17 protein-coding genes and 5 pseudogenes are annotated in these 17488 nt (G+C 50.9%); 17 read left to right on the top strand and 5 right to left on the bottom strand.

Features of this window, described 5'->3' with window-relative positions; genetic code table 11:
- The first annotated feature begins 7 nt into the window (after window positions 1-7).
- From IPG80_RS18720 to IPG80_RS18705, 4 genes and pseudogenes are all read left to right on the top strand, one after another.
- Complete coding sequence (locus IPG80_RS18720) at window positions 8-1027, top strand: hypothetical protein (RefSeq protein ID WP_345110208.1); 1020 nt, start codon at window positions 8-10, stop codon at window positions 1025-1027.
- Window positions 1028-1034: 7 nt separating this feature from the next.
- Window positions 1035-1445: an IS200/IS605 family transposase gene (tnpA, locus tag IPG80_RS18715; RefSeq protein WP_345110205.1), complete on the top strand. Its 411-nt coding sequence runs from the start codon at window positions 1035-1037 to the stop codon at window positions 1443-1445.
- A 298-nt stretch (window positions 1446-1743) separates the two neighbouring features.
- Window positions 1744-2634 (top strand): annotated as a pseudogene (locus IPG80_RS18710) (UvrD-helicase domain-containing protein); the annotation flags it as partial.
- A gap of 30 nt (window positions 2635-2664) precedes the next feature.
- Complete coding sequence (locus IPG80_RS18705; protein WP_345110644.1) at window positions 2665-4068, top strand: 3'-5' exonuclease; 1404 nt, start codon at window positions 2665-2667, stop codon at window positions 4066-4068.
- A gap of 882 nt (window positions 4069-4950) precedes the next feature.
- Here the strand turns inward: IPG80_RS18705 and IPG80_RS18700 are convergent.
- Both IPG80_RS18700 and IPG80_RS18695 read right to left on the bottom strand, forming a co-directional pair.
- A pseudogene (locus IPG80_RS18700) lies at window positions 4951-5366 on the bottom strand (nitroreductase family deazaflavin-dependent oxidoreductase).
- Window positions 5367-5490: 124 nt separating this feature from the next.
- Window positions 5491-5715 (bottom strand): hypothetical protein, encoded by a 225-nt coding sequence (locus tag IPG80_RS18695; protein WP_345110203.1) that lies wholly within the window; start codon window positions 5713-5715, stop codon window positions 5491-5493.
- On the opposite strand from IPG80_RS18695, the gene IPG80_RS18690 reads away from it, so the two are divergent.
- Together IPG80_RS18690 and IPG80_RS18685 are read left to right on the top strand one after the other, a co-directional pair.
- Complete coding sequence (locus tag IPG80_RS18690) at window positions 5714-5944, top strand: hypothetical protein (protein WP_345110200.1); 231 nt, start codon at window positions 5714-5716, stop codon at window positions 5942-5944. The two genes, IPG80_RS18695 and IPG80_RS18690, sit on opposite strands and share 2 nt — an antisense overlap.
- A 111-nt stretch (window positions 5945-6055) precedes the next feature.
- Window positions 6056-6520 carry a DUF3891 family protein gene (locus IPG80_RS18685; protein WP_345110197.1) on the top strand — a complete coding sequence of 155 codons (465 nt, stop codon included), beginning with the start codon at window positions 6056-6058 and terminating at the stop codon, window positions 6518-6520.
- Window positions 6521-6687: 167 nt separating this feature from the next.
- Here IPG80_RS18685 and IPG80_RS18680 read toward each other — a convergent pair whose 3' ends face one another.
- Entirely contained in the window at window positions 6688-7029 is a 342-nt protein-coding gene (locus IPG80_RS18680) for a hypothetical protein (RefSeq protein ID WP_345110195.1), read from the bottom strand.
- 540 nt (window positions 7030-7569) lie between these two features.
- On the opposite strand from IPG80_RS18680, the gene IPG80_RS18675 reads away from it, so the two are divergent.
- Entirely contained in the window at window positions 7570-7809 is a 240-nt protein-coding gene (locus IPG80_RS18675) for a hypothetical protein (RefSeq protein ID WP_345107945.1), read from the top strand.
- Between the two features lie 47 nt (window positions 7810-7856).
- On the opposite strand, the gene IPG80_RS18670 is transcribed toward IPG80_RS18675, so the two are convergent.
- Window positions 7857-7997: a hypothetical protein gene (locus tag IPG80_RS18670; protein ID WP_345107946.1), complete on the bottom strand. Its 141-nt coding sequence runs from the start codon at window positions 7995-7997 to the stop codon at window positions 7857-7859.
- Between the two features lie 630 nt (window positions 7998-8627).
- On the opposite strand from IPG80_RS18670, the pseudogene aspS reads away from it, so the two are divergent.
- The 5 genes and pseudogenes from aspS to IPG80_RS18645 all read left to right on the top strand — a co-directional run bounded on the left by aspS (window position 8628) and on the right by IPG80_RS18645 (window position 12298).
- Window positions 8628-10386, top strand: a pseudogene (gene aspS / locus IPG80_RS18665) (aspartate--tRNA ligase).
- 81 nt (window positions 10387-10467) lie between these two features.
- Window positions 10468-10767 carry an Asp-tRNA(Asn)/Glu-tRNA(Gln) amidotransferase subunit GatC gene (gene gatC / locus IPG80_RS18660; RefSeq protein ID WP_345110193.1) on the top strand — a complete coding sequence of 100 codons (300 nt, stop codon included), beginning with the start codon at window positions 10468-10470 and terminating at the stop codon, window positions 10765-10767.
- Window positions 10768-10845: 78 nt separating this feature from the next.
- Window positions 10846-11970: pseudogene (locus IPG80_RS18655) on the top strand (amidase family protein).
- A complete protein-coding gene (locus IPG80_RS18650) occupies window positions 11859-12101 on the top strand; it encodes an amidase family protein (RefSeq protein WP_345110641.1) in 243 nt (80 codons plus the stop codon). Before IPG80_RS18655 ends, IPG80_RS18650 begins: the two are co-directional and overlap by 112 nt.
- Window positions 12098-12298, top strand: coding sequence for an amidase family protein (locus IPG80_RS18645; protein WP_345110638.1), 201 nt, complete (start codon window positions 12098-12100; stop codon window positions 12296-12298). The genes IPG80_RS18650 and IPG80_RS18645 overlap by 4 nt, the downstream gene beginning before the upstream one ends.
- Before the next feature lie 207 nt (window positions 12299-12505).
- Here the strand turns inward: IPG80_RS18645 and IPG80_RS18640 are convergent, their stop codons facing one another.
- On the bottom strand, window positions 12506-12670 hold the full coding sequence (locus tag IPG80_RS18640) for a hypothetical protein (RefSeq protein WP_345110190.1): 165 nt from the start codon (window positions 12668-12670) through the stop codon (window positions 12506-12508).
- A 223-nt stretch (window positions 12671-12893) separates the two neighbouring features.
- Between IPG80_RS18640 and IPG80_RS18635 the strand changes: the two genes are divergently transcribed.
- The 5 genes and pseudogenes from IPG80_RS18635 to IPG80_RS18615 form a co-directional block, all read left to right on the top strand.
- Window positions 12894-13067, top strand: a complete 174-nt coding sequence (locus IPG80_RS18635; protein WP_345110634.1) for an SRPBCC family protein — start codon at window positions 12894-12896, stop codon at window positions 13065-13067.
- Window positions 13068-13313: 246 nt separating this feature from the next.
- Window positions 13314-13748 (top strand): hypothetical protein, encoded by a 435-nt coding sequence (locus IPG80_RS18630; protein ID WP_345110187.1) that lies wholly within the window; start codon window positions 13314-13316, stop codon window positions 13746-13748.
- A gap of 536 nt (window positions 13749-14284) precedes the next feature.
- Window positions 14285-14563, top strand: coding sequence for a hypothetical protein (locus tag IPG80_RS18625; RefSeq protein WP_345110181.1), 279 nt, complete (start codon window positions 14285-14287; stop codon window positions 14561-14563).
- 2151 nt (window positions 14564-16714) lie between these two features.
- Window positions 16715-16900, top strand: a complete 186-nt coding sequence (locus tag IPG80_RS18620; RefSeq protein ID WP_345110178.1) for a hypothetical protein — start codon at window positions 16715-16717, stop codon at window positions 16898-16900.
- 187 nt (window positions 16901-17087) lie between these two features.
- A pseudogene (locus IPG80_RS18615) lies at window positions 17088-17488 on the top strand (hypothetical protein); the annotation flags it as partial.

The following is a 17488-nucleotide window of genomic DNA, read 5'->3' as shown; positions in this document are numbered from 1 at the left end:
GAACATCATGGAATCAAAAAATAGACATTGGCTGCCCATCTTACTACTCACCCTATTGATCGTGCTGGCAGGGTTATTTTATTTGCGAAACCCCGTTGCCCCCGCAACCGCCACAGAACAACCCGTGACCATTCTCGAATTGACAGGTCCCATTGCAGTTCCAGAAGCAGAACTCTCCGGCTTGGGATGGCATGGCGAGACTCTCATCCTCCTGCCGCAATATCCTGAGCGCTTCGGTGAAGGGGATGGCGCTTTATTCGCCCTCCCCAAAGCTGATATTCTCACCGCAATAGACGGTCAGACTCCGCTCACACCTGCTGTTATTTTTCTAAACGCTCCTGGGTTAAAAGATTCCATACCGAATTTTCAGGGCTACGAATCCATTGCTTTCCACGGAGACCAGGTTTTCCTGACCATTGAAGCAGGCGAAGGGACGGATATGCACGGGTATATCGTCGCAGGTGAAATCTCTGCAGATGAAAGCAAGATCACACTGGATACATCCAACGTCGTTGAAATTCCAACGGCGTTCCCGTCAGATAATCACACTGATGAAGCTGTCCTCATCATGGGTGATTCGGTGCTGACCCTTTTCGAGATCAACGGTGCAACCCTGAACTCGACCCCGGTTGCCCACGCCTTCGATTTTGAATTAAAACCAACCGGCACAGTCTCTCTTCCGAATATCGAATATCGATTGACTGACGCCGCCGCGGATGGAAACACCTTCTGGGTCATCAACTACTTCTTCCCCGGTGACACAGACCTGACACCCAAAACAGATCCGCTTGTCGAGAAATATGGCGAAGGTCCAACTCACGCCCAGCAAGATCAGGTGGAACGTCTCGTTGAAATGACCTATTCCCCAAATGGCATCACATTTGCAGATGCAGCTCCCATCCAATTGACGCTCGACGGCGATACCGCCCGCAACCTCGAAGGTTTGGTATTGCTGAATGACCAGGGCTTTTTGCTTGTGACTGATAAATTCCCATCCACATTACTGATGTTCGTGAAAAAACCATAGATACTCCATGCCCTATTCGAAGTTGTACTATCATTTCATTTGGGGCACAAAACAACGTTTGCCTTTGATCGAGTCCGCCATTGAACCTGAAATCCATCGCGTCATTGCCGCAAAGGTCAAGGAGTTCGGTGGGTTTGTCTATGCCATCGGCGGAATGGAAGACCACATGCATCTTGCAGCTTCAGTTCCACCCAAGATCGCGCCTGCAAAATTCATTGGTGACGTGAAAGGGAATAGCTCGCATTTCGTTAACCACGTTATCAAACCTGATTTTGAATTTTATTGGCAGGATGAATATGGAGTGCTTTCTTTCGGCGAGAAAAATCTTCCCGCAGTGGTACGATATATTCATAACCAAAAACAACATCATGCAGATGGGACGTTGATCGCGGCGATGGAGAGAGTGGACGAAACGTAAATTGCTTGGGTAGATCGCGTTGCGCAATATTATCCGCCGTGGGATAAACCCCACGGCTATGCCTACAAAGGCGGCTAAAGCCGCCTAGCCCGCCGAAACGGGTTCGCAGGGTAAAATCAATCGACTGAAACAGGAGAATGCCAAAACGTGGAGCGACTCTACCGAAGGCTTTTTCTACCTATTTGGCAGCATCCACATCTGACTACCGCGCGGGGATGAACCCCCGCGCTATCCCTACAAACCCCGCTAAAGCGGACTAACCCTTGACACCCACCTTCACCCCCGCCCCTCTCAACAACAAATCCTCCGCTATAACGGCGGGAGGTTGGGCATTGCCGCCGTGCCCGGTGCGGGCAAGACGCACATCCTATCTGCCCTCGCGGCAAAGCTCATTCAAGAAGGGCGGCTCGGCGACGATCAGGAAGTGCTCATCGTTACGCTCGTCAACTCGGCGGTGGATAATTTCGAGACGCGCATCAAACGCTTTTTCGATAACCCCATTCAGGTGTTGTACAAATATCGCGTCCGCACACTGCATAGGCTGGCGCATGACATTGTCCGCGAGAAGCCAACCAGCGTGGGCTTGGATGAACGCTTCAGCATCATTGACGAACGTGAGGCGGGTTTCATTCGCCGTGAGGCGGTCAATGCCTGGCTGGCGAGTCACTCGTTGGATGACTACCTCGACCCGGCGCTGGATAACTCCAAGCGGGATTGGGTCAAGCGTCAACAATTGCCTGATCTATTGGACTCCATCGCCCTCGCCTTTATCCGTTCTTCCAAAGATCGCCTCTTGACTCCGGAGAAGCTGCGTCAACAACTCGACGCTTCGTTCGCGCCGTTACCTTTGGCGGAGCTTGGTTACAGCATCTACGCGGACTATCAACGTGCCCTCGCCTATCGCGGCGCCGTGGACTTTGATGATCTCATCCGTTTGGCGCTGACCTTGCTCGAAAGCGACGATGAATTCCGCGAGCGTTTGCAATATCGCTATCCATTTATTTTGGAAGATGAGGCGCAGGATTCGAGTCAGACGCAGGAAAGAATTTTAAGTTTGTTATCTGGCGCACAGTCCCCCTCTCCCGCTTTTGGGAGAGGGGTTAGGGGTGAGGGCAATTGGGTGCGTGTGGGTGACCCGAACCAAGCCATCTTTGAAACCTTTACGACGGCATCGCCTGAACTCTTGCGTGCCTTCATTCGTGAAAACCCGAGCGTGGACATGCCCGAGTCGGGGCGGTCACAGCCTTCGGTGTTGGCGTTGGCGAATCATTTGATCGATTGGGTCATGAACTCGCATCCCGACCCGAATGTGCGCACGGCGTTGTCTGTGCCGTATATTGTGCCGGTGCCAGAAAATGACCCACAGCAAAATCCGCCCGATAACCCGGAGGGGATCAAGTTTATTTCGACGAAGTACACGCCGGAGCAGGAACTCGAAGCGGTGGCGAAGTCTATTAAGGGATTTGTCGATTCGTTTGCAGACTCCCCCATTGAAGAACAGCCGACGATTGCGGTGCTGGTGCCACGCAACCAACGCGGCGTGGAGATGGTCAATGCGCTGCGTCAGCGTGGGATCGAGCCGATCGAGTTGATCTCGTCCACGTCGGAGACGCGTGCGGCGGCGGGAGCGTTGAGCTATTTGCTGTCGTATCTATCCGAGCCGGGGTCTGCGCGGAAATTGGCGAAGGCATATGAGGTGTGGAGAAGGGATTGGAGAGAGAAGGGAGTCGGGAATCGGGAAATGGATGACGGGGAGATTGCTTCGTCCCCTACAGGGATGATATCGCAAAGTTCGCTCCTCGCAACGACATCAAATCTTCTCCGCCGCATGGTTAATGTGGAAAACTTTATCGCACCCCTCACCCCTTACCCCTCTCCCTCAGGGAGAGGGGCTGGGGAGAGGGACTGGCTGGCAGGCTTGAGTGAGTCTGAACCGGAGCAAGTCATCGAAGAGTTGACGCAATTCCGAGTCAACGTGCAGCGTTGGTTGAATGCGGTTTCGCTGCCCATCGATCAGTTGGTGTTGACGCTGGCGCAGGATGTGTTCAGCGATGTGTCGGATTTAGCACTGGCGAATAAGCTGGCGTTGGTGCTGCGTGCCGCCGCGGACGATCACGCGGATTGGCGTTTGCCCGAGTTGACGGCGGAGCTGGCGGTGATCGCGAAGAATGAACGGCGCTTCATCGGGTTCTCGTCGGATGATTCGGGCTTTGACCCCGAGCGCCATCGCGGACGGGTGGTGGTGACGACGATGCACAAGGCGAAGGGCATGGAGTGGGACCGCGTGTATATGATGTCGGTCAATAATTATGACTTCCCTGCGAACATGCCGAATGATCGTTTTATTTCGGAGAAGTGGTTTATTCGCGGCGGCTTGGATTTGGCGGCTGAGTCACTGGCGCAGTTGACGGCGCTTGAGTCGACCAGTGAATATGATTGGTACGAAGAAGGCGCAGCGACGATGCGCTCGCGCTTGGATTACGTCAAAGAGAGATTGCGCCTGTTATACGTGGGCATCACCCGCGCGAAGCGTGATTTGATCGTGACGTGGAATACTGGCAGGCAGGGCGATGCGACGCCGAGCTTGGCATTTCAGGAATTATTAGGGTGGTGGGAACAATAGAATTACTACAAGTTATCTCAAAAATACCTTGTCACCCTGAGGGAGCGTTTTTTGCGACCGAAGGGTCTCTTACATTGGTGTCTTCGCTATCGCTCACGCGTGCCTGCTGCACGGTGCAGGCAGGATGACATTTTTGAGACAGGTTCTATACAACAAAACGGTCGCGGGTTTCATATCAACGCGACCGTTTTGTATTTCTAATGAAAAGTATCTATGTGAGCTGTTGAAAATAATTAGAATTCCGTCATTGCGTGCCGAACACTTCCCTGCACCGAACGCAGAGCAAGTGCTGGAAGAGCGCCCTCCCCATACACGTAACTGCTGCACGGTACGGACAATGACGATGCTTTTAAAATTTATTCCGATTGCCTGCATAGCTTTATTCGTAGAAGGGAGTACAATGAAATTAGGCTACCAGATGGTAAACGGGGAATTTAGTGCATGGCTTGTGCCTCATAACAAGATACCTTCCAGAAAACCCATTATTCAACCGCGTCTGTCTTAATGGCAAGGCGGGTACGTTTATGTGTATGAAGGAGATTCCTATGCAAGAACGAAAATGCTCGAAATGTGGCTCGTTTAACGTTTTAAGAACACGAGTAATAATTGGCACAAGGATGGCGTTATCCTGCAAATGCTGGCGGAGGATAATTTCCTGCCTTGTTCCAAACCCAGGCATTCCTTTGTATAGATTGCCGCCAATTGATATTCAGGTTTTTGAAACCAGTACGATGTATGGAAATCAAAAACACTGGCGGAGGCAGTCCGCTCCAGCAATAATTGGGTAAAAGCCTGATCGCAGCAGAAGTGGTGGGTTTCAAATTTAGAAACGGTCTCGGTGAAATTTCACCGAGACCGTTTGGTTTTCTACACAGCCAGCCCTTATTTCGCCGGTATCAACACAATGACGGGGATCACACGCGCAGCTTTTGCACGATAGTCAGCAAAGCCGGGCATCACTTCCACCATTTTGTCGTACAGGCGGGTGCGCTCCGGTTCTTCTGCAACAACCGCCTTGGCTTGAAATGTATCCGAGCCGTATTCAACCGTCACTACAGGGTTGGCAACCAGGTTGTAATACCAGTCTGGGTGAGTTGGCGCTCCAGCTTTGGAGGCGATCACCACCAGCCGCTCGCCATCTTGTACACAGGCAACTGGGTTGACTCGTTCTTGTCCCCTTTGGCACCTTTCGTATGCAAAAGTAATAAGGACTTACCTTCAAAGTTCCCACCCACTTTGCCTGCATTGGCACGAAATTCCTCAATAACCTTCTTATTCCAATCGTTCGGGCTGCTCAGATATCTCCTTTTGTTTTCAATTCACGATGCCGCAAAAATATCCATTTTACGACACCCACCCAAAAGGCTGGGAATCGCCGGATATCATAGTACAATGAAAATAAGCTTGAGTTTGAATATTTTGTCATGCCTGTTCATGGGGGAGATGGATGGGAACGAAATCACAAAACTCCCAATCTGTGTCACCCCAAACGCGCCGCCTTGAGGAGGAGCGCACTATGAACAAATCGTTGTTCGAAGAAAATGGAACCTGCTCCGCGGGCAGGTTTAATGCCAATGGAGTCTGATGGTCGAATACGACCTGGTCAGCGGATAAGGCAGATGTGAAGTTCGATAAGTTCGTCACCATGCTGCAAGTCAAATATGGGTACACCCGCCAACAAGCCAGAGAAGAGATCAGCAAACTCTGGTCTGAAACCGAAACCAAAAACGAAGCAAGATCTAAAGGAGCAATACAACTTGAATACCCCCATCGAAAAAAACAAGGAAAACCAAAACGTCCCTCCAAGGGACAGCGTAAGCATAACCGCAAGGTCAAGCAAGAAGCGCGAAAGAACAGCATTCCCGGACGGAAGTAACCAAACGCAAACGTTTCAGAGAAAAAAAATGGTCTCGGACAACAGGTTCGAGACCATTTTTATGAGTAAAATTCCATTCTCAAGTCTTACAGGTATCAAGGAGAGGTCAGCATGTCCAAGTCTAAACGCAGGCAGATCGTCACTCCGCAATCGGAACATCTTAAGCTGGCTGGCACATTGGCAATGCTTTGGGGAAACGAACAATTTGAAGTTCCACCCATCGAACAACATTCCCTGGTCGCAGGGATAGGCTTGCATGACCGCGGATATGGCTATCTTGACAACTCCCCCATCGGCGGCATGAGCGATGAAGAATGGCAGGTCATCGCACGCCGCGGGTTCAACATGCCATGCTCGGATGTTGTTGCAGATACCATCGTCAAATATCACTTCCGGCGCCTTGCCAGTTACGGAACGAGCAGTATCCGCAAAGAATTGCATGCGGAATTCTCACTAGGCATCCAAACACAACTGCAGCAGCACAAGCTTTCACAAACTTTGTTCGACCGCATTGACCGTATTACCGACCTGTGTGACTCACCGTCTTTGAGTTCTGTTTCGAAGCGCCAGCCTTAGGGAGGTTATCCGTTTTCCCACACAACGCTGAAGAGACTGAAGTCGTGGTGGAATTTCATGTAGAAAACGGTGAGATCAACGTTAGTCCCTGCCTTTTCAGTGGACGAGTATCAAGGCTACCTTTGTCGCCTATCAAATGGATGGGTACCCAACCCGGCTTGACCCCGTCATTTTGCCGCATCGGTTGCAGCGAAAGTAACCCAATTGCTACCTCGTGAAATGAACTCTGCCGAAACAATGCGATTTGAGTTCTTCAAATAATAGACCTTATATTCATCGCCCTGGATCAAGACAAAACCAATGCGGTGGTCTGCATTAAACCTGCGCTTCCCAATATAAAGATCGTAACGCGTACTGGTGGTGCTGGTCTGTGAATTGCGTGTTTCCACTTTCACAATGTTGACCCGCCCTGTTTCGCTGGTCAGTTCCAGGTCCATGTAGGAGGCGGGCGGAAGAAATGCAAACCCCACCAATCCATACATGACGGGCCACACGATCCCAAAAACCAAGCGCGAATCCGATCCGCAAACCCCAACTCGATTCTGGAATAAACCAGACCCCCCACAGCAATCAGCCAGCCCGATGGCGGCTAAAAAGAACAAGAAATATGCGAAGCGTCTTCTGCCTTTGCGATCAGAGTTTTAAGACAGCAATCCAATGCTTCTTTTGTTCTCAGTGAGAGTTCCATTACGATTGGCGTTAAAATCAAATTCATCGAACTGAAAATATTCCACCAACTTCTTATCTTCCATGAATACTGTCTCCTTTGGAAAGCTGACCTTATTCTATGTGTATGCAGATAATTCACAATGGTACTTTAGCGTTACTCCTCTATTCAAAAAAGTAGAAGCAATCTTTCCTGTTATGGAGCATTATCAATTCTGAAATCTGCGCCCCAAAAGCACCGTTTTTCATCCATCACGTAGTAAATGAGATTGAAAGAGTTTGTCAATTTTGTTTTGCCTATTCAAAGGGGAATAAGCAAGAAACGAAATCTTGAAAACTCCAAACTGAGTCCAACAATTTTCACACTCTTTGAGGAGAATCGTATGCAGAAACCAAAATCAAAATTTGATCAGAAATGGAAACTTATCCGCGGGCAATCTGTGGAATGGTGGAGTCTGATTGCCGAACACGACTTGAAAAAAGTGGATAAGGCACAGGATAAGCTCGATAAATTCGTGACCATTCTCCAGGTCAAGTATGGTTATACCCGTCCGCAGGCACGCGACGAGATCAACAAACGCTGGGCAGCATACTCCCGGGCAAAAGAAGCCCAAACGAATTAGAACGAAAGCGGTCTTGCCAAGTGGCAAAACCGCTTTTTTATTTTAACCTACAAGCGTGAGCGATGTTCTGTCATGCGTTCGTCGATCACCACATGTTCCTGACGCTGGGTCAGTATTTTTTCTGTCGAGGCGATCAAACCATACAATATGACAAGTGCGATCAAGGTCAATATCGTTCCTGCAACCATTCTGATACTTCCATTTCTCGGCGATACGGCCGTCTGTTTGAATTAATAGCGCGCCGGATGGTACCTTGAAAAATCCTATTTTAGATAAATGTTCATGAAATCTTAATATCCTGTTCTATTTTAAGAAGAAACCCTTTCGCCTCGTTCCAAACTATGAGTTGGTTTGCCCATCGATCTTTCCATTTATTTGTTTTTTTCTTCTTATTCTAGAGATAAGCCCTCGAAATGACTACACGCAAAGCGCTCATATCCTGTCTTACGTCTATTTCGGTATCGATCTAGTAGAACGAATACGAAAACTCTGTGCTATAATGCCGCACAATGTTCCGTCACAACAACAACTTCGCCAATAATAACGATAATAATAATGATAATAACGATCCCGAAATCGTTGGGCGAAGCTTTGCTGGTTGACGAATAAAAGTCGAAACCAAATCGCCCAACGCGAAAGCGCAGGGCGATTTTTTATATACATTTCATCCCCGTCATTGCGAGGGCGCTCTTGTTCTTAGCCCGAAGCAATCTCAGCCATCATTATGAGATTGCTCCACTTGCACCGAACGTAAGTACGGTGTCGTCGGAAAGAGCATCCTCCTCGCAAAGACGAGGAAAATCATCGGAGGCGCAAGTATGTGCAGAACTCATTTATGTGGAGAATTACGAACAAGTCACACCGGGCAGACGGTTACGCTCGCGGGCTGGTGAATGACGCCGCGACCACGGCGGGGTGGCATCTTCTTTGACCTGCGTGATCGTGCCGGTCTTGTTCAGGTTACCATCAACCCAGACCTTCCCGAGGAAGTGCTTGATCAGGTCGCAAGCGTTCGCAACGAATGGGTCTTGCAGATCGAAGGCATGGTGCAGAAACGCCCCGAAGGGATGGCGAATCCCAAAATGGAAACCGGCGAAGTCGAGATCATCGCCAAGAACGTGATCGTGCTCAACGCCTCGAAGACTCCCCATTTATGGTCAACACCGATGCGGATCTGCCTGACGAGAACATGCGCCTCAAGTATCGCTACATTGACTTGCGCCGCGAACGCCTGACCCGAAACATGGTGCTGCGTCACAAGGTCATCAAGTTCATGCGTGACTATCTCGATGAACAGGGCTTCATTGAAATTGAAACACCGATCATGTTCAAAGCAACGCCCGAAGGTGCGCGTGACTACCTCGTGCCTTCCCGCGTCTACCCGGGACAGTTCTACGCCTTGCCACAGTCACCGCAACAGTTGAAGCAATTGCTAATGGTGGCAGGCATGGACAAGTACTTCCAGATCGCGCGCTGTTTCCGTGATGAAGACCTGCGCGGCGACCGTCAGCCTGAGTTCACACAGCTCGACCTTGAGATGTCCTACGTCCATCGTGATGACGTATTGAATTTAGTCGAAGGCTTGTTCACGGCGATGATTCCCGCCGTGGCGCCACATAAGAAGTTGTATTCGTCGCCGTGGCCCAAGTTCTCTTATAAGGAAGTGCTCGAACGCTTCGGCTCAGATAAGCCCGACCTGCGCTTCGGCATGGAATTGATCGATGTCACCGATATTTTGGCGAAGATCGAGTTCAAGGTCTTCCAGTCTGCGCTTGAAGCAGGCGGGGTAATCAAATGCATCGTCGCGCCGAAGTCGGCGGAGATGTCTCGCAAGGAACTGGATGCGCTCACGGAAGTGGCGAAGACGTTTGGAGCGAAGGGAATGCCCTATTTGGCGGTAACAGCCGAGGGCGTGAGCGCGCGGCAAAGTTCTTTAAGGAAGAAGAACTCGCAGCGTTGAAAGAAAAATCGGGAGCAGGAGTTCGTCGATCTGATCGTCTTCGCTTCTGATGCTCGTGCTGTTGTGAACAAGACTCCGGCGGACTGCGCTTGTGGTTCCGCGATAAGCTCGACCTGGCGGATAAATCCATGATGGCGTTTGCATGGGTGGTGGATCTCCCCGTTCTTTGCGTTCAACGAAGAAACGCAGGCATGGGAGTCTGAACATCATCCGTTCACGATGCCGAAGATGGAAGACTTGCCGAAGTTCGATACGAACCCCGGTGACGTGTATTCGGAAGCGTACGACATGGTCTGCAACGGTTACGAGACCGCTTCGGGTTCGATAAGAATTCACCGCCGCGATATTCAGATGAAGATGTTCCAGATGCTTGGCTTGAGCGATGAGGAAATTCAGACGAAGTTCGGTCACATGCTCGAAGCGTTCGAGTATGGCGCCTCCCGCACGGCGGCATGGCTCCAGGCATTGACCGCCTCGTGATGCTGCTCGCAGACGAACCGAACATCCGCGAAGTGATCGCCTTCCCCAAGAATCAGAACGGACGCGATGTGATGGCGGATGCTCCGTCGGAAGTGGAACCGAAGCAGTTGAAAGAACTGCATATTAAGTTCAGTTAATTTTCAACCACAAAGGGTCACTAAGGTACACAAAGGTTTTCCTTCGTGACCCTTTGTGACACTTCGTGGTAAAGAGGTTTTATGACCCAAACCATAGACACTAAGACCGTCAAACACGTCGCCTTCCTCGTTCGCTTGGGCATCTCTGAAGAGGAAGCGCAAACCTTCAGCGGACAATTCTCGTCCATCATTGACTACTTCAACATGCTCAACGAAGTGGACACGGAGAACGTCCCGCCTGCTTCGGATATCGCCAACGCTGAAAATGTGCTGCGCGAAGATGTGGTCAAACCGTCCATGAGCCGCGAAGAATTTCTCAAGAACGCGCCAAAGTCTGAGCGCGGGTATGTCAAAGTGCCGACAGTTTTAGGCGACGAGTAAAAGGATTCGCCATTAGGGATTACGGTACTCGAACTTTAATATTCAGTGCTCGAATATCGATGGTCACCAGAGAGCACTATGGAATTAACTCAACTATCCATCCGAGAAGCCCATGAACTTCTCACCACCAAGAAAATCTCATCCGTCGAATTGACTCAAGCCATGCTCGACCGCATCCACGACGTGGACAAGAAGGTCAAGTCTTATGTCACAGTCACGGATGACCTTGCGCTCGAACAGGCAAAGAAAGCCGATGAGCGCATTGCCAAAGGCGAGAACGTCACCCCGCTGACGGGCATCCCCTTTTCGATGAAAGATTGCATTTCCACACGGGATGTCCGCACGACTTGTTCTTCAAAGATTCTTGAAAATTACATCCCGCAATACAACGCCACTGTCACAAACAAACTCGCGGATTCTGGCGCGGTCCTCGTCGGCAAGACCAACATGGACGAGTTCGGCATGGGTCCTCCTTGCGAGAATTCCGCCCTCTTCCCCACTCATAACCCATGGACTTGAACGCGTCCCCTGGCGGTTCGAGCGGCGGCGGCGGCGAGTATGTCAGCCAGTCTTTGCACCTTCTCCATCGGCGAAGATACAGGCGGCTCTGTCCGTATGCCTGCGGGCTTTACCAACGTCACAGGCATCAAACCCACCTACGGACGTGTTTCCTCGCTACGGTCTTATCGCGCTTGCATCGTCTTTCGATTGCATTGGCCCATGACCCGCGACGCCTACGACTGCGCGACCGTCCTCGAACACATCGCAGGTCACGACCCGCATGACAGCACAACATACAATTCCCCCGTTCCCAACTACACTGCAAACATCAACAAGCCCGTCAAGGGAATGAAACTCGGCATTCCGAAAGAATATTTCGTGGCAGGCATGGAAGCAGGTGTTGAGTCCGCTATGCAAGAAGCGATCTGCACCTACGAAAACCGGCATGGAGATTCACGAAGTCTCGCTCCCCCACACCAAATACGGCTTGCCCGTTTACTATCTTCTGCTTTCGCCGAAGCCAGCGCCAACCTCGCCCGCATGGACGGTACGCGCTTTGGTCTCTCCGTTTCGACGGCGCGAAGGATGTCATCGACATCTATCTCAAGACTCGCCACGAAGGTTTCGGCGATGAAGTCAAGCGCCGCATCATGCTTGGCGCGTACGCTCTCTCTGCCGGATATTACGACGCGTATTACTTGAAGGCACAGAAAGTGCGCACGCTTCTTCGTCGGGACTTTGAAACTGCTTTTTCCTCCGTTGACCTTCTCCTCGCCCCGAACCTGTCCCACCACCGCTTTCAAACTCGGCGAAAAGACCAGCGACCCGCCTGAAATGTACCCTGGATATTTACGTCGTCGCCACCAACCCCGCTGGCGTCCCTGCCCTTGCGCTCCCCGCTGGATTCTCCAACAACATGCCCGTCGGTATGCAGCTCATCGGCAAGCACTTGGACGAGTCAACTCTGTTCCAAGTCGCGCATGCCTACCAGCAAGTGACCGATTGGCATAAGCAGCAACCGAATTTATAATCCCCGTAGGGCGACCCGCGAGTCGCCCCCTTGCAATTGATTTTCGTACACATAAAAAAATGTAATCCTGAGATTTTGTATCCACGCCTAGATCATGCAAGGCACGCAACAATTGAGCGCGATGATCGGTGGCATGATTAACAACATGAAGAAGCACCTGCCAGAGGATCTGTCTATGTCCTCGTGGATCGGTGATCGGTTTGGAAATCAATTGGTCATCTTGTAAAGCAGCAAGATAAGCGCGGACTTTTTCTCCACCTTATCCCAGTGAGCACGGATGGTATCGCGGTCAGTCTCTACAGTCTCAGGCAATGGATCGCTGGGCTGGATACCTGCAACTCGCTGAAACCAAACATCTTCCACGTCCAGCAAGTGAACGACCTGTTGGCTGATGGAGGCGTGAGAATCTACTTTCTGGTTGAACTACTCAAAGGTCAACGAAGGACATGCTCCCAGACCTTGCGGTTCTGGCAAAGTGATAGTTAGAAATGACGAAAGGCATCTGCATTCATACAAGCTGCTCCTTATATTCAGTGAAATCATTATAGTGCAAGTGTTCTAGAAATCTAAACACTAAGTTCTCAACCTCCATCTCATCCATGCCAGCCAGGTAGCTGTTTGGAACGTTTTGTCCAATGTCGCCCATTGGTACGAGTGGACCCCGACCGTGAACAAGGTCGAAGTGCTGAACACGCCCGAACTAAAAACCTGCAACCGCCAGTTATTCCAACCCAAACTCCAGCCCGTGTTTGACTATAACCGAGCTTAATTCGCTAACTTACGTGGGAGTCAAAATCTCCGGGCATGCATATGGTGGCAGAGCATAGTCGCCAATCAGTCAATGCCAATCAATCTGAAGTCACATTGACCTTCGCCTTCAACGGCTGGCTTGGCAAACCTAATCGGCAAAATGTGGAAAGATGACCGAAGAATACGTCCAAACCGAAGCACCGTTGAAAAAGAAAGTTGAAAAACCTCTAGACCATAGACGATAGACGACCGACAATGGACAAACATGGTCCATCGTCTATCGTCAATCGTCCATCGTCAATTCACACAACAGCGACTATCCATGACCCATCACGAACCTGCAATCGAATTTGAAATTCAAGGCTATGGTTTTCGTCACCAACTCCAAACAAACCCCAGCCGCTCTGCAGACTATGGCTCCGCGCCTGAGCCGAATAGTGTTAACATCTGCCCCGGTCTGCACGGGGTTGCCGGGTGCCATGCCCGTCGTCAACAAAAAGGCGTCAGAACTTGCCGCGCTGGTCGGTCTCGCAAGAACTGTTCCATCAACAAGCACAACACCTTCGCGCGCAAAAAATTATTACTACCCCGACCTACCCAGCGGTATCAGATCTCGCAATACGAATTGCCGATCGCAGAAAAAGGGTACTTGACAAGGGGCTGGTTTCCCAACCCTCCCAAAGGAAAGAGGGGGATTTAATCTCCTCCCTGCGGAGAAGGGCTGGGGATGATAAAAGTACCGCGTTCACATCGAAGAAGACAGCCGGCGAAACTTGCGCACGAAAAAATCATGCGCTGGTCGATTTCAATCGCGTAGCGTCCCCTTGCTTGAGATCGCCTCTGAGCCTGAGATCTGCACCGTTGAAGCCGCAATTGATTACGCCACGAAGGGGGGCGCGATCTTGCGTTATCTCGGCGTGAACTTCTGGTGACATGGAAAAGGCGTTACGCTCGGAGGCCAACATTTCAGCAAGCGCCCCGTCGGCAGCGATGAGTTTCGCACGCGCACCGAGATCAAGAACTTCAACAGCCTTCCGCGCGGTTGTCCGCTGCGCTTCGCGGCCATGAGATCGAACGTCTGATCAAACTTTATGAAGAAGGCGGCACGGTCGGGCAGGAAACTCTCGGCTGGGGATGAGTTTCGTGAAGTGACGACCAGCCAACGGTCGAAGGAAGAGGCGCACGACGAACGCTACTTCCCGAGCCTGACCTGCCTCCCCTACAATTATCGGATGCGTGGATCGAGTCGATCTCCAGCCAATTACCCCAACTACCTTTAGCAAAGACCGCCCGTTTGATTTCGGGATCTGGCTTAATTCCGTCCGGCGCGCGTTTTTCACCCTGAGCGGACTCACGCCAAGTGCTTTGAGAGCGGGCTCGCGAACGGTGCCGGCTCTGCGGGGACCATCCACGCGTGGGATCGCGGGCGAATTCATGCGCTACTTGAACGAATCAGGTTTAAGCATTGACGATGTAACTCTCCCTGAAACTAAACTGATCGACATGGTGACGTAAAATTCCATTTCGGCGCCAAATGCGCAGGCAAGACCAGGCGGACTGAACTCTTCTGGCAATGGCGGCGACCCGGCGCAGATCGTCAAAGAAAAGCAATCTTTGCAAATGACAGATGTGGACGCCATTCCAAGAATTGGCAGGACAAAAATTCTGGAACGACAACCCCAAAGAAGTGGACAGAGTGTCCTGCAGGCAAAGACTCTTCTTCCAATGGTTCATGGTCAGGTCGCGAGGTCCACGAAAGGCAAAGCAGACCCGAAATCGTTGCGAAGAGTTGATGGTGAAGGGCTTAAAAGCATGGAAGAGACATTTAAAAATACAATTTATAAGTGGCTGTTGTTTTTCAATACCCCTTCATTACAGTCTGGGGGGTTAAACTCAAGTCTATGCTAAAGATGAGGCAAAAGGAATTGAGGACCTGCGGACGAGCAAACTTTCACGCACTGCGTGAACGCTTGGGGATGAGCATTTTGGAAGACGAATGCGGACCCAGGTGGATCATATCCTCAACGTCATAAAGGCTGTGTAAGGGGTCGTTCCATCACGAGAACATTCCGCGTTTGAGAAATTTGTTGAGTTTACTCTACGGATAAGCGGGCTAAAAAGATCTGGGAACGTAAACGCACTACAGTTCATTGTTCGGGAAACCTGTCCCCTTCCCCAACCTGCCTGATGCCTCAACGGGTTGCGTGTATCCTTCATCTTTCCGATATTCATATTGACGGCTACCCTTGTTTTGGGAAGCATATTGCCAGGGCTATTTCAGGCTGAGCCTTCGACCTTTGCGTTGTGAATGGCGACTTACTCTGGGATACCGCGCTACCTGCATATTGTTGAAGAACTGGGTAGCCTCTGGCACCTGCCTTGTAGTGCATGGAGCCTACGGAATTCTTGGCAACCATGATTTATTGAAATGGTACCCATGATCGAATCAGGGGATTCCCTTGTTGATGAACGAAGCATGCACTCGACACCAATGGAGAAAACTTGACTGTCGGTCCGGACGATGCCCATTTTATTTGCAACAAGATTCTCAACAGTTATCAAAAAAATGTGCCGTCGGATGCAGTCACCCCCGACATACCCTGAACTGCTCTCCTCGAGGCAGGAGTTGGGTTTTGCCCACTTTAATCGTGCGTATACCCATGCCGCGGAAATGTCTCAGCTGCGAGTGGATCCTTATCCTGAGAAATGCCCGCTGCAAATCGAAATATATTGCTGGCAGTGGAAGTAGCAACGAGGTGAACGGATACACTTCCGCGGGCGGGGGTTGTTCGGGTAAGCGTCTGAGGTTCTATTGTCCGCCGGAGATCGTCGTACATACCTTGAAACAGAAATAGGTATCATCCGAATAGTATGACACAGCCATCTTTTGATGACTACGTTTTTATTATCTACCCACCCGGGAATGCTACAAAATTCAACTGCATTCTCCAAACAACATTCCGAAAAGGAGTCTTTATGCCAGCCCCAAAGAAACGTTTAGTCACTCGCCGAAGACCTGTATTCCCCTAACACTCATCGAATGGGCATTTCACCCGATAAGTGGCACGTTGCGTATCGCAAAGGGCGAGTGGACCGCAAAAACTGAGAAAAATATGGCAACTTGTGGGTCGTCCCGGCGGAGGCGGTGAGCCGCAATAGTTCACGTACATGGCAATCAGTCAGATTATTCTCCGGGAGTTGGTCACCGGATGGAAATACGATCGCCTTCCTCTTCCAGCCGCGCGGGAAATGACAACCCGCAAATTCATCCCAACTCCCTTGAGATGGCGGTGGGTCTACCGCAAAGTTTACGTCCATTGACGGGGGGATCGACCGCGTAGGCTGGTCGCCCGATGGGCGAGAACCGTTGTGTACAATCCGCAAGACGGAGGCAGAAGAGTTGAAACGCGAAAAAGATGAGCAGAAGAAAAAGTTTTTGGGCGGTGGTGCGTCATTACACACGTCTCTTTATAAGATGGATACGCTGGCTACCCTCCCGACGAGCGGACCTCACATTTGGGGGTCGTCGATGCGCGTACGGGCAAAGGCAAGCAATCAACTGAGGTGCCGTACGGGAGAATTTTCCGCCCCATTCGCCTGATGGCAGGTCGATTGCTTATGGACATCCAATCGCTCAGAAGATCCCCGATGCTAATGTTGAACACGATGACATCTTCTGTCATGCCTGCAGATGGCGGCAAGCCGCGTAAGTTCTTCAATATCACACCACTTGGGGCAAAGTTCTTTCTCGTATTCTCGCCTGATGGCAAATGGCTGGCGTATTTAGGCACCGAAGGCGAAACACTTGGATTATCAGAACACGAGTTTATGGGTAGTGCCCAAGGATTCTAATCTGAACCGGCTCGGGAAACCTGACCAGGAAATATGACCCGTATACCGCGGCAGATATCATCACCGATTTTGCCTCGGCGGAGACGGTTGCGCCTGTGTGGTCGAACGATGGAAAAGCTATCTACTTCCAGGCAGCAGTTCACGGGTCCACGGTATTGAAGCGGATCGACATCGCTGGGTGTGCTGAATGCCACGGGAAGTGATCGGCGAAGGCGGCGCGCTGGGAACTATCTCGTTCGACAAATCCCAAAAACAGGTGGCGTATTTTTATGGAAGTATGCACGATACGCCGCAAGTCCATGTGCGCGAGTTGGGCGGCAGCACGGTGCGATATCTGACACACATCTGTCGCGATTATTTTGTTGTTGCAGGTGAAGGCTCAAGGTGGAAGAGGTTTGGCACAGCGGCGCGGACGGCACCGACCTGCAAGGCTGGATCATGCGTTCCGCCCAATTTTGACCCGAACAAAACCCAGTATCCGTCCATCCTCCAAATTCACGGCGGACCGTGGACGCAGTATGGCAAAAGTTCCTCGCGCCGGAGTTTTAATTATTTTGCGTCGAACGGCTATGTGGTGTACTTCACCAA

Source organism: Candidatus Villigracilis vicinus (assembly GCF_016702885.1).
In the GTDB taxonomy this organism is placed as follows: domain Bacteria; phylum Chloroflexota; class Anaerolineae; order Anaerolineales; family Villigracilaceae; genus Villigracilis; species Villigracilis vicinus.
The sequence above is the reverse complement of the archived record's forward strand: the minus strand, read 5'-3'. Positions and strand labels throughout refer to the sequence as shown.

Excerpts from the sequence above, each read along its gene's own strand:
- IPG80_RS18720 (WP_345110208.1), top strand. The coding sequence starts at position 8 with ATGGAATCAAAAAATAGACATTGGCTGCCCATCTTACTACTCACCCTA.
- tnpA (WP_345110205.1), top strand. The coding sequence starts at position 1,035 with ATGCCCTATTCGAAGTTGTACTATCATTTCATTTGGGGCACAAAACAA.
- IPG80_RS18705 (WP_345110644.1), top strand. The coding sequence starts at position 2,665 with ATGCCCGAGTCGGGGCGGTCACAGCCTTCGGTGTTGGCGTTGGCGAAT.
- IPG80_RS18690 (WP_345110200.1), top strand. The coding sequence starts at position 5,714 with ATGCTGCAAGTCAAATATGGGTACACCCGCCAACAAGCCAGAGAAGAG.
- IPG80_RS18695 (WP_345110203.1), bottom strand. The coding sequence starts at position 5,715 with ATGGTGACGAACTTATCGAACTTCACATCTGCCTTATCCGCTGACCAG.
- IPG80_RS18685 (WP_345110197.1), top strand. The coding sequence starts at position 6,056 with ATGTCCAAGTCTAAACGCAGGCAGATCGTCACTCCGCAATCGGAACAT.
- IPG80_RS18675 (WP_345107945.1), top strand. The coding sequence starts at position 7,570 with ATGCAGAAACCAAAATCAAAATTTGATCAGAAATGGAAACTTATCCGC.
- IPG80_RS18670 (WP_345107946.1), bottom strand. The coding sequence starts at position 7,997 with ATGGTTGCAGGAACGATATTGACCTTGATCGCACTTGTCATATTGTAT.
- gatC (WP_345110193.1), top strand. The coding sequence starts at position 10,468 with ATGACCCAAACCATAGACACTAAGACCGTCAAACACGTCGCCTTCCTC.
- IPG80_RS18630 (WP_345110187.1), top strand. The coding sequence starts at position 13,314 with ATGGTCCATCGTCTATCGTCAATCGTCCATCGTCAATTCACACAACAG.
- IPG80_RS18620 (WP_345110178.1), top strand. The coding sequence starts at position 16,715 with ATGACATCTTCTGTCATGCCTGCAGATGGCGGCAAGCCGCGTAAGTTC.